Annotated in this window: 14 protein-coding genes; 11 read left to right on the top strand and 3 right to left on the bottom strand. The window is 70.4% G+C overall.

The genetic code is table 11. The features are described 5' to 3' along the window. Positions 1-12 precede the first annotated feature (12 nt). The 7 genes from E1181_RS14695 (at position 13) to E1181_RS31450 (ending at position 6,124) form a co-directional block, all read left to right on the top strand. Positions 13-681, top strand: coding sequence for a DUF2848 domain-containing protein (locus E1181_RS14695; protein ID WP_132675090.1), 669 nt, complete (start codon positions 13-15; stop codon positions 679-681). 305 nt (positions 682-986) lie between these two features. Continuing rightward, complete coding sequence (locus E1181_RS14690) at positions 987-2,471, top strand: ABC transporter substrate-binding protein (RefSeq protein WP_235876776.1); 1,485 nt, start codon at positions 987-989, stop codon at positions 2,469-2,471. Continuing rightward, on the top strand, positions 2,435-3,442 hold the full coding sequence (locus tag E1181_RS14685) for an ABC transporter permease (protein ID WP_235876775.1): 1,008 nt from the start codon (positions 2,435-2,437) through the stop codon (positions 3,440-3,442). Before E1181_RS14690 ends, E1181_RS14685 begins: the two co-directional genes overlap by 37 nt. Next, the gene (locus tag E1181_RS14680) at positions 3,435-4,301 is read left to right on the top strand and encodes an ABC transporter permease (RefSeq protein WP_132675086.1); all 867 of its coding nucleotides are present in this window, start codon (positions 3,435-3,437) and stop codon (positions 4,299-4,301) included. Before E1181_RS14685 ends, E1181_RS14680 begins: the two co-directional genes overlap by 8 nt. A 20-nt stretch (positions 4,302-4,321) precedes the next feature. Beyond that, positions 4,322-5,263 (top strand): ABC transporter ATP-binding protein, encoded by a 942-nt coding sequence (locus E1181_RS14675; protein WP_132675084.1) that lies wholly within the window; start codon positions 4,322-4,324, stop codon positions 5,261-5,263. Then, on the top strand, positions 5,236-5,898 hold the full coding sequence (locus E1181_RS14670) for an ABC transporter ATP-binding protein (RefSeq protein ID WP_235876774.1): 663 nt from the start codon (positions 5,236-5,238) through the stop codon (positions 5,896-5,898). The genes E1181_RS14675 and E1181_RS14670 overlap by 28 nt, the downstream gene beginning before the upstream one ends. Positions 5,899-5,965: 67 nt before the next feature. Beyond that, the gene (locus E1181_RS31450) at positions 5,966-6,124 is read left to right on the top strand and encodes a hypothetical protein (protein ID WP_165944629.1); all 159 of its coding nucleotides are present in this window, start codon (positions 5,966-5,968) and stop codon (positions 6,122-6,124) included. Between the two features lie 219 nt (positions 6,125-6,343). Here E1181_RS31450 and E1181_RS14665 read toward each other — a convergent pair whose 3' ends face one another. Further along, positions 6,344-7,018: a YqeB family protein gene (locus E1181_RS14665; protein WP_132675082.1), complete on the bottom strand. Its 675-nt coding sequence runs from the start codon at positions 7,016-7,018 to the stop codon at positions 6,344-6,346. A 74-nt stretch (positions 7,019-7,092) separates the two neighbouring features. Beyond that, entirely contained in the window at positions 7,093-8,358 is a 1,266-nt protein-coding gene (locus tag E1181_RS14660) for a M14 family metallopeptidase (protein ID WP_132675080.1), read from the bottom strand. 522 nt (positions 8,359-8,880) lie between these two features. Here E1181_RS14660 and hisD point away from each other — a divergent pair. The 4 genes from hisD to E1181_RS14640 all read left to right on the top strand — a co-directional run bounded on the left by hisD (position 8,881) and on the right by E1181_RS14640 (position 12,762). Beyond that, positions 8,881-10,191 (top strand): histidinol dehydrogenase, encoded by a 1,311-nt coding sequence (gene hisD / locus E1181_RS14655; protein ID WP_132675078.1) that lies wholly within the window; start codon positions 8,881-8,883, stop codon positions 10,189-10,191. A gap of 84 nt (positions 10,192-10,275) precedes the next feature. Then, positions 10,276-11,394 (top strand): histidinol-phosphate transaminase, encoded by a 1,119-nt coding sequence (locus E1181_RS14650; RefSeq protein ID WP_132675076.1) that lies wholly within the window; start codon positions 10,276-10,278, stop codon positions 11,392-11,394. Then, positions 11,391-12,008 (top strand): imidazoleglycerol-phosphate dehydratase HisB, encoded by a 618-nt coding sequence (gene hisB, locus E1181_RS14645; protein WP_132675074.1) that lies wholly within the window; start codon positions 11,391-11,393, stop codon positions 12,006-12,008. The genes E1181_RS14650 and hisB overlap by 4 nt, the downstream gene beginning before the upstream one ends. Before the next feature lie 220 nt (positions 12,009-12,228). Next, on the top strand, positions 12,229-12,762 hold the full coding sequence (locus E1181_RS14640) for a phospholipase domain-containing protein (protein WP_132675072.1): 534 nt from the start codon (positions 12,229-12,231) through the stop codon (positions 12,760-12,762). A 60-nt stretch (positions 12,763-12,822) separates the two neighbouring features. On the opposite strand, the gene E1181_RS14635 is transcribed toward E1181_RS14640, so the two are convergent. Continuing rightward, positions 12,823-14,166 (bottom strand): cation:dicarboxylate symporter family transporter, encoded by a 1,344-nt coding sequence (locus E1181_RS14635; protein WP_132675070.1) that lies wholly within the window; start codon positions 14,164-14,166, stop codon positions 12,823-12,825. Positions 14,167-14,230 lie beyond the last annotated feature (64 nt).

The raw sequence follows: 14,230 nt of genomic DNA, 5'->3' as shown, positions 1-14,230 counted from the left end.
CGGGAGGGTGTTGTGTTTCCACTTCATTTCGATGTCGGCGGCCGGACGGTCGAGGTCTCGGTGACGACGCTGCTCAACGCCGGGTACGCCGGTCGCAGCCAGGAGGACGTGGCCGCCCACGTCGCGGAACTGGCCGAGCTCGGCGTCCCCGCCCCGACCCGCACGCCCTGCCTCTACCCGGTCGCGCCCTACCTGGCGATGCAGGCCGACGTGGTCCCGGTGCAGCACGGCCGGACGTCCGGCGAGGCCGAGTGGGCGCTGGTGATCACCGAGGACGACGTGCTGCTCACCGTCGCCTGCGACCACACCGACCGCGAGCTGGAGGTCCACGGCGTGGCCTGGAGCAAGCAGGCCGGACCGGACGTCCTCGGCCGCAAGGCGTGGCGGCTGGCCGACGTCGAGGACCACCTCGACGAGATCGCGCTCACGGCTTGGGCCGGCGGCGAGAAGATCCAGGACGGCACCCTCGCCGACCTGCTCACCCCGCACTACTGGCTGGAGGAGCTCCGCGCCCGAGGCCTCGCCCAGCCCGGCACGGTCCTGATCTCGGGCACCATCCCCATGACCCCCGACGTCGACCAGTTCGCCACCACCTGGCGCGTGGACCTCACCGACCCCCGCACCGACGACACGATCACCTGCACCTACGCGGTGGAAGTCATGCCAGAACCAGTCGCCTGACGACCGCCGGGACCGGTCGCCTTCGGAGCGTTCCCGGCTCGGGGGACGGATTACTCCCGTATTCCGTCCCCCGATCACGGGGGTGATCCGGGTTCCGAACACCGCCGTGATCCGGTTCCCCGCCTGCGGTCGGGCGTGTTGGTGGAGGTGGCGAGGAAGATCTCAGGTTATTGAGAATGTATTGCAATAGCCCTTATGGTGCCTGAGTGCTGAAACGTCGGAGTGTGGTCGTCGGGTTGTCGGTCGTGGTGGGGGTCCTGGCTGCCGGGTGCGCTGCGCCTTCCCAGCCCGGGGAGTCCGGCGCGATGTTGCTCGCCGACGGGTACGAGCCGGAGAGCTTGAACCCGCTGCTCGGGTACGGAGCCGAGGGAGCGGCGAAGTTCTACGACGGACTGCTGACCTTCGACGGTCGCGCGCAGCTCCGGCCCGCCCTGGCGGTGGAGCAGCCGCAGGCCAACGCCGACGCCACTAGCTGGACCGTGAAGCTCCGCGACGGCGTGAAGTTCCACGACGGAACGCCGTTCGACGCCGAGGACGTCGCCGCCACCTACCGCGCGGCCATCGACCCGGCCTACGCCTCCACGGTCTCCTCCGACTACGACATGCTCGCCGGGGTCCAGGCCGTCGATCCGCGCACCGTGCGCTTCGACCTGAAATTCCCCTACTCCGCCTGGCCTTCCAAGATGGTCCTGGGCATCGTCCCGAACGAGGCGCTGAAAACCCCCGCCTCGCAGGAGAACTCACCGCTCAACACCCGGCCCGTCGGCACCGGCCCGTACCGGCTCGTCGAATGGCGCCAGGGCGACCAGATGACCTGGGCCGCCAACCCCGACTACTGGGGCGGCGCACCGGCCGTGCACGACATCACCGTCGTGTTCGCCAAGGACGACAACACGCGAGCGCAGCGGTTAGCAGCGGGCGAGTTCGACGGCACGGTGCTGCCCCCGGTGCTCGCCGAGGGCGCCGCGCGCGACGGGTTCCGCGTCGTGCACCACGAGACAGCCGACTACCGCAGCATCGCGCTGCCCAACACCCATCCCGTCGCCGGTGACCGCGCCGTGCGCACCGCGCTGAACCTCGCCGTGGACCGCGACGGCATGATCAAGGCGCTGCTCGGCGGTCACGGAAAGCCCGCCTACGCCCCGATCCCGCCGTCGATGGGCGCTCACCACGAGCCCGCGGCGACCTTCGCCCACGACCCGCAGCAGGCGGGCCGGATCCTCGACGACGCGGGCTGGCGAGTCGGCGCCGACGGCATCCGCGAGCGCAACGGCGTCCGCGCGAAGTTCACCGTGATGTACTTCGCCGACGACAGCCTCCGCCGCGACCTGGCAACGGGTTTCGCCTCCGACGCCCGCAAGGTCGGCATCGAGGTCGAACTCGCCGGGGTGGACCGCTCCGCGGTCGCCGGGAGGCTGGCCACCGACGGCATCGTGCTCGGCGGCGGCAACCCGATGGATCCGGACCCGCAGGTCTACTCCAGCCTGAGCTCCAAGGCGATCGGCACCGGCACCTACAACAACCCCGGCCAGTACCGCAACGCCGAGGTGGACGCCGCCCTCGACTCGGCCCGCCGCGAGCTGGACCCGGCCAAGCGCGCCGAGCTCTACCGGCAGGTCCAGCGCGCCTACGTCGCCGACCCCGGCCTGGTCTACCTGGCGTTCATCGACCACAGCTACGTGCTGCGCGACGGCGGTTTCACCGGCTACCAGGCGCCCGTCGAACCGCACACCCACGGCACCACCTGGGGTCCGTGGTGGAACGTCGAGACCTGGAAGCCCAGCGCATGACCCGGGCGATCTCGCGCCTGGTGCTGCGGCGCCTGGCGTTCGCCGTCCCGGTGCTGGTGATCGTCGCGCTCGGCGTGTTCCTGCTGGCCTCGGCCTCGCCGTTCGACCCGATCGACCAGTACTTCGGGGTGCGGCTGTTCACCGCATCGGCTGCTGACGTGGCCCGGGTGCGCGCCGAGCTCGGCCTCGACCGGCCCGTGCTGGAGCAGTTCTGGCAGTGGTTCGGCGGTGTGCTCACCGGTGACCTCGGGATCTCCCGGTCGCTGCGCCAGCCCGTCGCGCAGGTCGTCGCCGAACGGCTGCCGTGGACCGCGCTGCTCGCGGCCACCGGTCTCGTCCTGGCGGTGCTGTTCGCGCTGGTCGGCGGCACGATCGCCGCGTGGCGCCAGGGCGGCGCCGTGGACCGGCTGATCACCGCCGTCGGGCACGCGCTGGAAGGCGTCCCGCCGTTCGTGCTGGCGCTGCTGTCCATCGCGGTGTTCTCGCTCGGCCTCGGCTGGCTGCCCGTGGCGGGCCTGACCGACGCCGGGGAGGACGTCTCCTTCGGGCAGGTCGCCGAGCACCTCGCGCTGCCGGCGCTCGTGCTCGGCGTGTCCCAGACCCCGTGGCTGGTGCTGCACGTCCGGCAGTCGATGCTGGGCTCGCTGGCCGAGGACCACGTCACCGGCGCTCGTGCGCGCGGCCTGGCCGAGCGGGTCGTGGTGCTGCGCCACGCCCTGCCCACCGCGCTGCTGCCGTTCGTGACGCTCATCGGCGCCCGCATCCCGGAGCTGGTCACCGGTACGGTGCTGGTCGAGGAGGTCTTCTCCTGGCCGGGGCTGGCGGGTGCGGTGGTCACCGCCGCGACCGCCGTGGACTACCCGCTGCTGGCGATGGTGACCCTGGTGGCCACGGCGGCGGTGCTGCTGGGCTCGCTGCTGGCCGACGTCGCCGCGATCCTGCTCGACCCGAGGGTGGCCGCGGATGGCTGAGCTGACCTGGAAACCGGCCGGCCGCGCGGGAATCGCCCGCGCGCGCCCGCACATCCGCCTGCGCGCGTCGCTGGCGGTCCTGGTGCTGCTGGTGCTCGGCGCGGTGTTCGTGCCGATGCTCATGGGCGGCCAGGCCGTGAGCTACGACGAGATCCGCCTCGCGCCCGGTCTCGCGCACCCCTTCGGCACCGACTCCAACGGCCGCGACCTGTTCGTGCAGTCGATGGCGGGACTGCGGGTGTCGTTGCTGGTCGCCGCGTTCAGCGCCTTGGTGTCCACAGTGCTCGGTTCGCTGGTGGGCGTGGTGGCCGGAGGCCTCGGGGGCTGGGCCGACCGGCTGCTGATGCGGCTCGTCGACACCGTCAACTCGGTGCCGCACCTGCTGCTCGGCGTGGTCATCGTCGCGCTGTACAGGGGGAGCCTGGTCGCGGTGATCTGCTCGATCGCCCTGACGCACTGGACGACGGTCGCGCGCGTCGTGCGCTCCGAGGTCTTGTCGCTGCGGCAGCGCCCCCACGTCGAGGCCGCCATCGCCGGTGGTTCGTCGCGGACGCGCGTGCTGCGCAGGCACCTGCTGCCGGCGATCGTGCCGCAGGCCGCGCTGTCGGCGGTGCTGCTCGTGCCGCACGCCGTGTGGCACGAGACCGCGCTGAGCTTCCTCGGGCTGGGGCTGCCGCCGCACCTGGCCAGCATCGGCAACATCCTCGGCGACGGTCGCGACGCCGTGCTCCTCGGCGCCTGGTGGATCGTGCTGTTCCCGTCGTGCCTGCTGGTGGCCACCACGCTGGCGGTGTCCGGGCTGGCCGCGACCTGGCGCGACCGGATCGTGCCGCGACGACGATCGGAGCTGTCGCTGTGACCGATGTCGAAGCACCCGAGGTGACGGATCTGTTGACGCTGCAACACCTCTCGGTCCGCTTCCGGCTGCCGCGCGGTGTGCTGGTGCGCGCCGTCAGCGACGCCGCGCTGCGGCTGCGGCCCGGACGCGTGCTGGCGCTGGTCGGCGAATCCGGTTGCGGCAAGTCCGTTCTGGCCTCCGCGCTGCTGGGTCTGCTGCCCGGCAACGCCGAAACCCGCGGCCACGCGCTGCTCGACGACGGAACCGATCTGCTCTCGGCACCGGAACCGGTGCTGGCAGGGCGGATTCGTGGTCGTCGCATCGGGCTCGTGCCGCAGTCGGCGAGCACCCACCTGACCCCGGTGCGCACGGCCCGCGCGCAGCTCGTCGAGACCGTCGACGCCCTGCGCGGCCCCAGCGGTGCCGACGACCTCGCTCGCCGCGTCGGGCTCGACCCGGCCGATCTCGACCGCTACCCGCACGAGCTGTCCGGTGGCATGGCGCAACGCGTCGCGCTCGCGCTGGCGCTGGCGGGGGACCCGCGGATCATCCTCGCCGACGAACCGACCACCGGCCTGGACCGGCCGCTGGTGCACCGCACCGTCGACCTGCTCGCCGAGGCCGCCACCGACGGTCGCGCGGTCCTGCTGATCACCCACGACCTCGCCGCCGCCCGCCGGGTGGCCACCGACGTGGCCGTGATGTACGCCAGCCGCATCGTCGAAGCCGGGCCCGCCGACGAGGTGCTCAACGATCCCTGGCACCCGTACACCGCCGGTCTGCTGGCCGCCCTGCCGGAGGGCGGGTTCGAACCGATCCCGGGCCACCCGCCGTCGCTGACCGAACTAGACCGCATCGAAGAGGAGTGGGGCTGCGTGTACTGCCAACGCCGTCCGGACCAGCCCGGATTCGCGCCCTGCACGGGAGATCCGGAACTTCTCGCCCGGGGCGAGCGGTGGATCGCCGCTCACACGCCGTGCTGAGCGCCCGCGACGTCGTCGTCGGCTACCGGCGCGGCGAGCCGGTCCTGGACGGCGTGAGCATCGACGTGTCCGCAGGTGAAGTGCTCGGTCTGGCCGGTCCCAGCGGTTCGGGCAAGTCGACGCTGGGACGTGTTCTGGCGCTGCTGCACCGGCCTTGGTCCGGACGGGTGTCCCTCGATGGCGGCGATATCAGCGGTTTTCGGCACCGCACACCCCCGGAAACGCGAAAGGCGATCGGAATCGTCTTCCAGCACCCCAGACCCGCCGTCGACCCGCGCTTCACGCTCCGCGACATCATCGCGGAACCGCTGCTCGCGCGCGGGGAAGCCGGTGACATCGCCGAACTGGCCGATGAAGTCGGGCTCACCGCCGAACTGCTCACCCGCCGCCCGCACGAGGTCAGCGACGGCCAGCTGCAACGCGCCTGCCTGGCCCGCGCGCTCGCCCCGCAACCCCGCTACCTGGTGTGCGACGAGATGACGGCCATGCTCGACGCCTCCACCACCGCCGCGCTCGTGCGCGTCGTCGACCGCCGAACCCGGGAGAACGGCACCGGAGTCCTGGCCATCAGCCACGACGAGGCGCTGCTGGAGCGCTGGGCGCACCGTGTGGTTTCCGTATCTGAGTTGATATGACATCGTGGCGCAATGCGGTATTCGGGGAGCCGCTTCGAAGACGTACGAACGACTCTCAGGAGCTGAAGTGAGCGAGCAAGAAGGCACCACGTTCGTCCAGTGGCGGGAGCGCGCGCAGAGCGAGGTCGCCGACGACCGCCCCCAGATGCGCATGCTCATGATCGTGGCCGCGGCAGTGGTGGTAGCAGGCATCGTCATCGGCTCGATCGTGCTGATGCTTTCCTGATTCTCCGTTCCAGACTCGGCGTGCTCGGCGGTGCGGGTAGCGGAACCTCAGACGTCCTCTGGCTCCGGGATCCGAGACTTGTGTATGGCCAATACACGGCGCTACGGCTGTCCTCCCCAGAGAACGTCTGAGAACCCGCGGCGGTGCCGTTTGCTCAGGTGGGGTACTGAGAAAGCGACTTCGTCGCTTGCCTGACGTTGCCTGGTGTCTGGGCACTTCTCAGTCGATGCGGCGCCAGTACTGCTTGCGGTGGCCGTCTCTGAGGACGATTCCTTGCTCCGCCAGTTGGGTTCGCAGCAGCGCGGCCTCCTTGTGGTCGCGCCTGCGCAACGCTCGGTCCCGCTCGGTCATCAGCGCGTTCACCCGCAGCGAGAGCTCACCGGTGTCCTCGGTCCAGAGCACGTACCGGCCCGCGTAGGGGTCGGACTCCCGCCAGGCGTAGCCGTGCTCGCGGAACGCGTCGCGCAGCGCCAGCCGGTCCAGCCCCGACTTGCGGCGGGCCAGCTCGGCGCCCGTGCCGTCCAGCAGCACCAGGTGCCCGCGCTCGGTGAACACCGCGTCCACCTCGGCGCCGGCGATCTCGTGCGCGTTGCGGCCGGTCGCCAGCACCACCTGCTCAGGCCCGACCGTCACCGTCAGCCGCTCCTGCGCGAACAACCCCGCGAACCCCAGGCCGATGATCAGGCCCAGCGCGATCGCCACCAACATCCCCCACGGGTCCGCCCCGGAAGCCGCCAGCTCGAACACGCCCTGGAACGGCGCCCACGGCAGGCCCGCCACCCACGCGGCGACGATCCGCAGCAGGAACCCCGCCACCGCGCCGAGCAGCGGGCAGTAGATCCACGAGCCCCGGCGCACCAGCGCGGGGGGATGAATCGTCGTCGCGGTGCTCATGGCCTCATTATCGCGAGAGAAAGGGCCCGGGGTGCGCACACCCCGGGGCCTTCCCGATCCCCCTCCTGGACGGGTCAGGCACCCGCCTCGCGCAGCAGGATGTCCACTGCGGCGTCGTTGCGGGCGGTCTCCCGCTCGATCACGTCGCCCGGCGGGTAGAAGCCGTCGAGACCACCGCTGCTCGACGGGTACATCTCGAAGGTGAACGCCAGGATCTTGTGCTGGCCCCACATCCAGTCCAGGCTGTCGCCGTCGGTGACGTACAGGTCGCTGGACTGCTGCGGCGTGTAGCCGTTGGTCTGCGCCATCTCGGTGCCGACCTTGGCGAACCGGTCGTACTCCTGCTGGGTCATGCCCTCGGTGACGTCGTCCGGGGTGTGGCCGAAGGGCCACAGGACCAGCTCGGAATAGGTGTGGAAGTCCACCGCGGCCTTGATCTGCTGGGTGCCGCCCACCACGCGCGAGTCGATGAAGTCGCGCATCGCAGCCGTCTCCGGCGCGGACCACGGCGCGGTGCCCCGGTAGGTCTCGTCGGCCGGGTCATCGCTGGAACCACCGCAGCAGCCCCACTTGTGGCCCCAGTTGCGGTTGGTGTCGGTGCCCTGGTCCTGGCGGTTCTTGCGCCAGCCCTGGTACTCGCCCGACTCCACGTCGAACGACGAGCCGTCCGGGTTGACCGACGGGATGATCCAGATCTCGCGGTTGTCGACCGAGTCCTTCACGGCCGGGTCCGCGTAGTTGTCGGTGAACCGCTGGGCGACGTGCAGGCACATCTCCGTGGTCAGGTGCTCACGGGCGTGCTGGTTGCAGTCGAAGAGGACCTCCGGCTCGTCCTCGTCGGTCGCCACGTTGTCGCTGACCTTGAGCACCGGGATGTCGCGGCCCTCGAACGACTTGCCCGCGCTGACCTTCGCCGCGATGTTCGGGTGGTCGGCCACGGTCTTGTCGAGCTCGGCGACCATCTCGTCGTAGTTGTGGTACGCCTCGTCACCGGGCGGGAAATCGCCCGGAGCCTTCGGCAGCACGCCGTTGCGGCGCTGCAGCGCGTCGGCGACCTTCGTCTGCTCGGTGAGCTGGAAGCCGCGAGCGCGCAGCTGTTCGGCCTCCGCCGCCGTCGCCTCCACGCTGGCGACCCGGTCCTTGGTGACGCCCAGGACCTCCGCGCCGCTGCGGTTGATCTCCGTGCGGGATGCGCTGTCGGTGTTGGGGACCGTGTAGATCGCACGGTCCTGTGCGGATGCACCGGTCGGTTCTGCGGCCAGGCCCGCCTGAACCGGTGCCAGCAGGACCAGACCGGCGGCCGCGGCCACCAGTGCTGCCTTGCGCCGGGAACTGAACATCGGATCTCCGATCGATCACTGGAGGTGACGTTGGCAGAGTCCAGGAGGTTGTGACCGTTAGCAACTGTCTGGCGAACTCTGGTCGGAGTTGAACATTTTCCCGGTTGGGATCGGTGGTCCGCGATTCGTCCGTGTGTCGGTTCGGGGGTTCACCTGCAAATACTCGGTGGTTCTGTTGGCCGGGGAAGCTCGGCGGATCTCTGGGGGCTTTCACCTGCAACTACTCAGTGGTCTTCTTGCGTGGCGGTGCGGGTAGCGGAACCTGACACGCCTTCTGGCTCCGGGATCCGAGACTGATGTATGTCCAACACACGGCGCTACGGCTGTCCTCCCCAGAAGACGTGTCAGAACCCGCGGCGGTGCCGGTTGCTCAGGTGGGGTACTGAGAAAGCACCTTCGGTGCTTGCCTGACGTTGGTTGCTTGTTCCTCTGCTTCTGTGACCCTGGGCTGGGTTCGCGGACGGGTGGGGTGGGCTGCGATTACCCTGGTAGGTGTAGTCCCGAGGTGTTGGAAGGATGCTCATGCTCACCCGTACCGACCTGCGCGGTCGTGTTCCGTCCACCGCTACGCTGCGCGCCACGCTGCCGCGCGCCGAGATGGACGTCGAGCACGTGCTGCATCGGGTCCGTCCGGTGATCGAGGACATCCGCGACCGCGGCGTCGACGCCGTGCTCGACTACACCGACAAGTTCGACGGAGTCCGCCCCGAACGGGTGAGGGTGCCCGCGGCGGAGCTCAGCCGCGCGCTCGACGAGCTCGACCCGGCCGTGCGCTCCGCGCTGGAGGAGTCCATCGCCCGCGCTCGCCGTGTGCACGCCGACCAGCAGCGCACCGACAGCACCACACAGGTCGTGCCCGGTGGCACCGTCACCGAGCGCTGGGTGCCGGTCGGGCGCGTCGGCCTCTACGTGCCCGGCGGCCTCGCCGTCTACCCGTCGAGCGTCGTCATGAACGTCGTCCCGGCCCAGACCGCCGGTGTCGAATCGCTGGTGGTGTGCAGCCCGCCGCAGGCCGAGTTCGGGGGTCTGCCGCACCCGACGATCCTGGCCGCCGCGCAGCTGCTGGGCGTCGAGGAGGTGTGGGCGGTCGGCGGTGCGCAGGCCGTCGCGCTGCTGGCCTACGGCGGCCGCGACACCGACGACGGCGAGCTGCTGCCCGCCGACATGGTCACCGGCCCCGGCAACGTCTACGTCACCGCCGCCAAGCGCCACCTGCGCAGCCTCATCGGCATCGACTCGGAGGCCGGTCCCACCGAGATCGCGGTGCTGGCCGACGGCACCGCTGACGCGGTGCACGTCGCCGCCGACCTGATCAGCCAGGCCGAGCACGACACGCTGGCCGCCAGCGTGCTGGTCACGACCTCGCCGGAGCTGGCCGACGCCGTCGACGCCGAGCTGGAGCGCCAGGTCGGCCGGACCAAGCACGTCGAGCGCATCCGCACGGCCCTGACCGGGCAGCAGTCCGGTTGCATCCTGGTCTCGGACCTCGACGACGGCGTGCGGGTGGTCAACGCCTACGCCGCCGAGCACCTGGAGATCCAGACCGCCGACGCCGACGCGGTCGCCGCGCGGGTGCGCAACGCGGGCGCGATCTTCGTCGGTCCGTACGCGCCGGTCTCGCTCGGCGACTACTGCGCCGGCTCCAACCACGTGCTGCCCACCGGTGGCTGCGCCCGGCACTCCTCGGGCCTGAGCGTGCAGAGCTTCCTGCGCGGCATCCACGTCATCTCCTACACCGAGCAGGCGCTCCGCGACGTCGCGGACCAGGTCGTCGCACTCGCCGACGCCGAGGACCTGCCCGCCCACGGCCAAGCCGTGACCGCCCGCTTCTAGAGACGATGCAGACCTCGGCCGCCGCAACGGTGCAGGTGAGAACCTCCGTTGACCGAGGTGGCGACATGACGACGAAGGACACCCATGAGTGACGTGCTCGGCGCCGACACGACGCTGGCCGACCTGCCGCTGCGGGACGACCTGCGCGGTCGCAGCCCCTACGGCGCGCCGCAGCTGGACGTCTCGGTCCGGCTGAACACCAACGAGAACCCCTACCCGCCGCCGCCGGAACTCGTCGCCGACGTCACCGCGGCGGTCCAGGAAGCTGCCGCTGACCTGCACCGGTACCCGGACCGCGACGCCAGGCAGCTGCGCGGCGACCTCGCCGCCTACCTGTCCACCGCGACCGGTGTCGGGCTCGCGATGGACAACGTGTGGGCCGCCAACGGCTCGAACGAGGTTCTGCAGCAGATCCTGCAGGCGTTCGGAGGCCCCGGGCGCAGCGCGCTGGGCTTCGAGCCCTCGTACTCGATGCACCCGATCCTGTCCGCCGGGACCCGCACCGACTGGCTGCCCGCGCCGCGCCGCGCGGACTTCAGCCTCGACGGTGCCGAAGCGGCCCGCCTGGTCGCCGAGAAGCAGCCCGACGTGGTGTTCGTGACCAGCCCGAACAACCCCACCGGCGCGTCGATCTCGCCGGCCGACCTGGTGGCCGTCCTCGACGCCGCGCCCGGCGTGGTCGTGGTCGACGAGGCCTACGCCGAGTTCTCCGCGCAGCCCAGCGCGGTCGAGCTGATCGAGCGCTACCCGGCGAAGGTCATCGTCAGCCGCACCATGAGCAAGGCCTTCGCCTTCGCGGGCGGACGGCTGGGCTACCTGGCGGCGGCTCCGGCCATGATCGAGGCGTTGCTGCTGGTCAGGCTGCCGTACCACCTCTCCGCGGTCACCCAGGCCGCCGCCCGCGCCGCGCTGCGGCACGCCGACGCCACGCTGGGTTCGGTGCGCGCGCTGATCGACGAGCGCGAGCGGGTCGTGGCCGCGCTGCGGGAGCTCGGGTTCACCCCGGCCCCCAGCGACGCCAACTTCGTGCTGTTCGGGCGCTTCACCGACGCGCACCGCGCCTGGGAGCGCTACCTGGAATCCGACGTGCTGATCCGCGACGTCGGCATCCCCGGCCACCTGCGGGTCACCATCGGCACGCCCGCCGAGAACGACGCGTTCCTGGCGGCGAGCAAGGCAGTCATTGAGGAGATCGAACGGTGAGTTTTCAGCCAGGCACGCGGGTCGGTCGCGTCGAGCGCACCACCAAGGAGTCGTCGGTGGTGGTCGAGCTCGACCTCGACGGCACCGGGCAGGTCGACATCGACACCACGGTCCCGTTCTACGACCACATGCTCACCGCGCTGGGCACGCACGCCGCGTTCGACCTCAAGGTCAAGTCCACCGGCGACATCCACATCGACGCCCACCACACCGTCGAGGACACCGCGATCGTGCTCGGCCAGGCGCTGCGCCAGGCGCTGGGCGACAAGAAGGGCATCCGCCGCTTCGGCGACGCCTGGATCCCGATGGACGAGACCCTCGCGCACGCCGCCGTGGACGTCTCCGGCCGCTCCTACTGCGTGATGACCGGTGAGCCGGAGGAGTACAACTCCTTCACCATCGGCGGGAACTACCCGTTCGTGCTCAACCGGCACGTGTTCGAGTCGCTGGCCTTCCACTCCCAGATCAACCTGCACACCAGGGTGATCCACGGCCGCGACCCGCACCACATCGCCGAAGCCGAGTACAAGGCCATCGCCCGCGCCCTGCGCGCGGCCGTGGAACCCGACCCCCGCTTCGCCGGGGTCGTCCCCTCCACCAAGGGCGCCCTGTAACGACCACCGTCACTCCGACGGGGCACGTTTCGAATTTCGCGCGAAGTTCGACCCTGAACTTCGGGGGTCGAATTTCGCGCGAAATTCGAGTGCACCGCAGCGTCACCGCAGGTCGTCGCGTCGTGACGGAGGGTCATGTCGCTTCGCGGGGAGATCCGGTTCACCTCCAGGACACCGGCAGGTCTCCTGGTCGTGTCCGGGCGGGGTGACGATCGGGCGTGTGCGCGATTCCTCCGAGACCCACGTGACCGGGCGGCTCGCCGCCGCGACTGCTCAGCCGCAGGTCGGCGGGGTCGTGGTCGGTGAGACCCTCTCGTTGCGCCTGGGCTGCGTGGGCCCCGGCTTCGCGCGCTTCGCGATCCGCACCGGTCACGGCGAGCCGCACCACGTGGACGTGCTAGGCGAGAAGTACGTGCCGGTCCCGGTCACCTCGCACTACCACTGCACGATCGACGGCCCCGAGGGCCTCCGGATGGTGCTCAGCGGCTCGGTGGACGGCCGTGCCGCGGCGATCGACGTCCAGGCCCGCCACACCGACCGAGGGCTCAGGCTCGAACTGCGCAACAACGGACTGCACGAGCTCCAGCTCGACCTGCGCGCCCTCGCCCACGCCGAGCACGAGAAGAGCATCCGCATCGCCGCGGGCGGAGCCCTGCCGGTGTTCTGGCCCGCTCCGCAGGGCCACTACGACCTCGAGGTCACCGCTGCCGAGGACGAGTCCTTCCACCGCAGGATCGTTGGCAAAGCCGAGTAGTACCCGGGAAACGCGAAACCGCCCCTCGCGCTGGGCGAGGGGCGGTTCCGAGCGAGGGGGTCAGACCTTCTCGGGGGTCTTCTCCTCGGTCACGCCACCGTCGTCGACGAACGTCTGCTCGTTGAACGGCGAGTCGCCGGCGAAGACCTGCTGCATCTGGGCGCGGTCGAGCTCCTTGGTCCACGAGCCGATGAGGACCGTGGCCACCGCGTTGCCCGCGAAGTTGGTCAGCGCGCGGGCCTCCGACATGAACCGGTCGATGCCCACGATCAGACCGACGCCGTCGAGCAGCTCCGGGCGGTGCGACTGCAGACCGCCGGCCAGGGTCGCCAGACCGGCGCCGCTGACGCCCGCCGCGCCCTTCGACGCGACCATCATGAACAGCAGCAGACCGACCTGCTCGCCGATCGACAGCGGGTCGCCCAGGGCGCTGGCGATGAACAGCGACGACATCGTCAGGTAGATCATCGTGCCGTCGAGGTTGAACGAGTAGCCGGTGGGAACCGTGATGCCCACGACCGGCTTGCTCACGCCGAGGTGCTCCATCTTCGCGATCAGCCGCGGCAGCGCCGCCTCCGACGACGAGGTCGACACGATCAGCAGGAACTCGCGGCCCAGGTAGCGCAGCAGCGAGAAGATGTTGACCCGCGCGAAGATCCACAGCACCGCGCCCAGCACGACGAAGATGAACACCGCGCACGTCGTGTAGAAGCCGAGCATGATCACCGCCAGGCCCTTGAGCGCGTCCACGCCGGTGGCGCCGACCACGGCCGCGATGGCGCCGAACGCGCCGATCGGGGCGGCCCACATGACCATCGCCAGGATCTTGAACACCAGGCGCTGGACGTGCTCGATGCCGCGGAGGATCGGCTGACCCTTCTCGCCCATGCTCTGCAGCGCGAAACCGGCCAGCAGCGCCACCAGCAGCGTCTGCAGCACCTCGCCCTCGGTCAGGGCGGACACCAGCGTCTGCGGGATGATCCCGAGCAGGAACTCGGTGGTGCTCTGCGCTTCCTCACCGGCCTGCTCGGCGCCCGAGCCGCGCAGTTCCTCGGTGATCTGCAGCCCTTCGCCCGGGTGCAGCACGTTGCCGACCATCAGGCCGATGACCAGCGCGACCACCGACATGATCATGAAGTAGGCCAGCGCCAGACCGCCGACCCGGCCGACCTTGGCGGCCTTGCGGACGCTGCCGACGCCGAGCACGATCGTGCAGAAGATGATCGGCGAGATCATCATCTTGATCACGTTCACGAACCCGGTGCCCAACGGTTTGAGCGCCTTGCCGACATCGGGGGCTGCGAAGCCGACGACGATGCCCGCCACCACGGCGATGATCACCGCGATGTAGAGGTAGTGCGTTCTGTCCCGACGTTGCGTCGGCGCAGCATCATTGCTAGCCACTGTTGAACTCCTTGCGGGGCCGGTGTCTCCGGGTCACATACGATTCACCGTGCGTGTCCCAGGT

Origin of the sequence: Saccharopolyspora terrae (assembly GCF_004348435.1) — a bacterium.
Classification (GTDB): Bacteria; Actinomycetota; Actinomycetes; order Mycobacteriales; family Pseudonocardiaceae; genus Saccharopolyspora; species Saccharopolyspora endophytica.
Note: the sequence above shows the minus strand (reverse complement) of the source record. Positions and strands in the feature narration are given on the sequence as shown.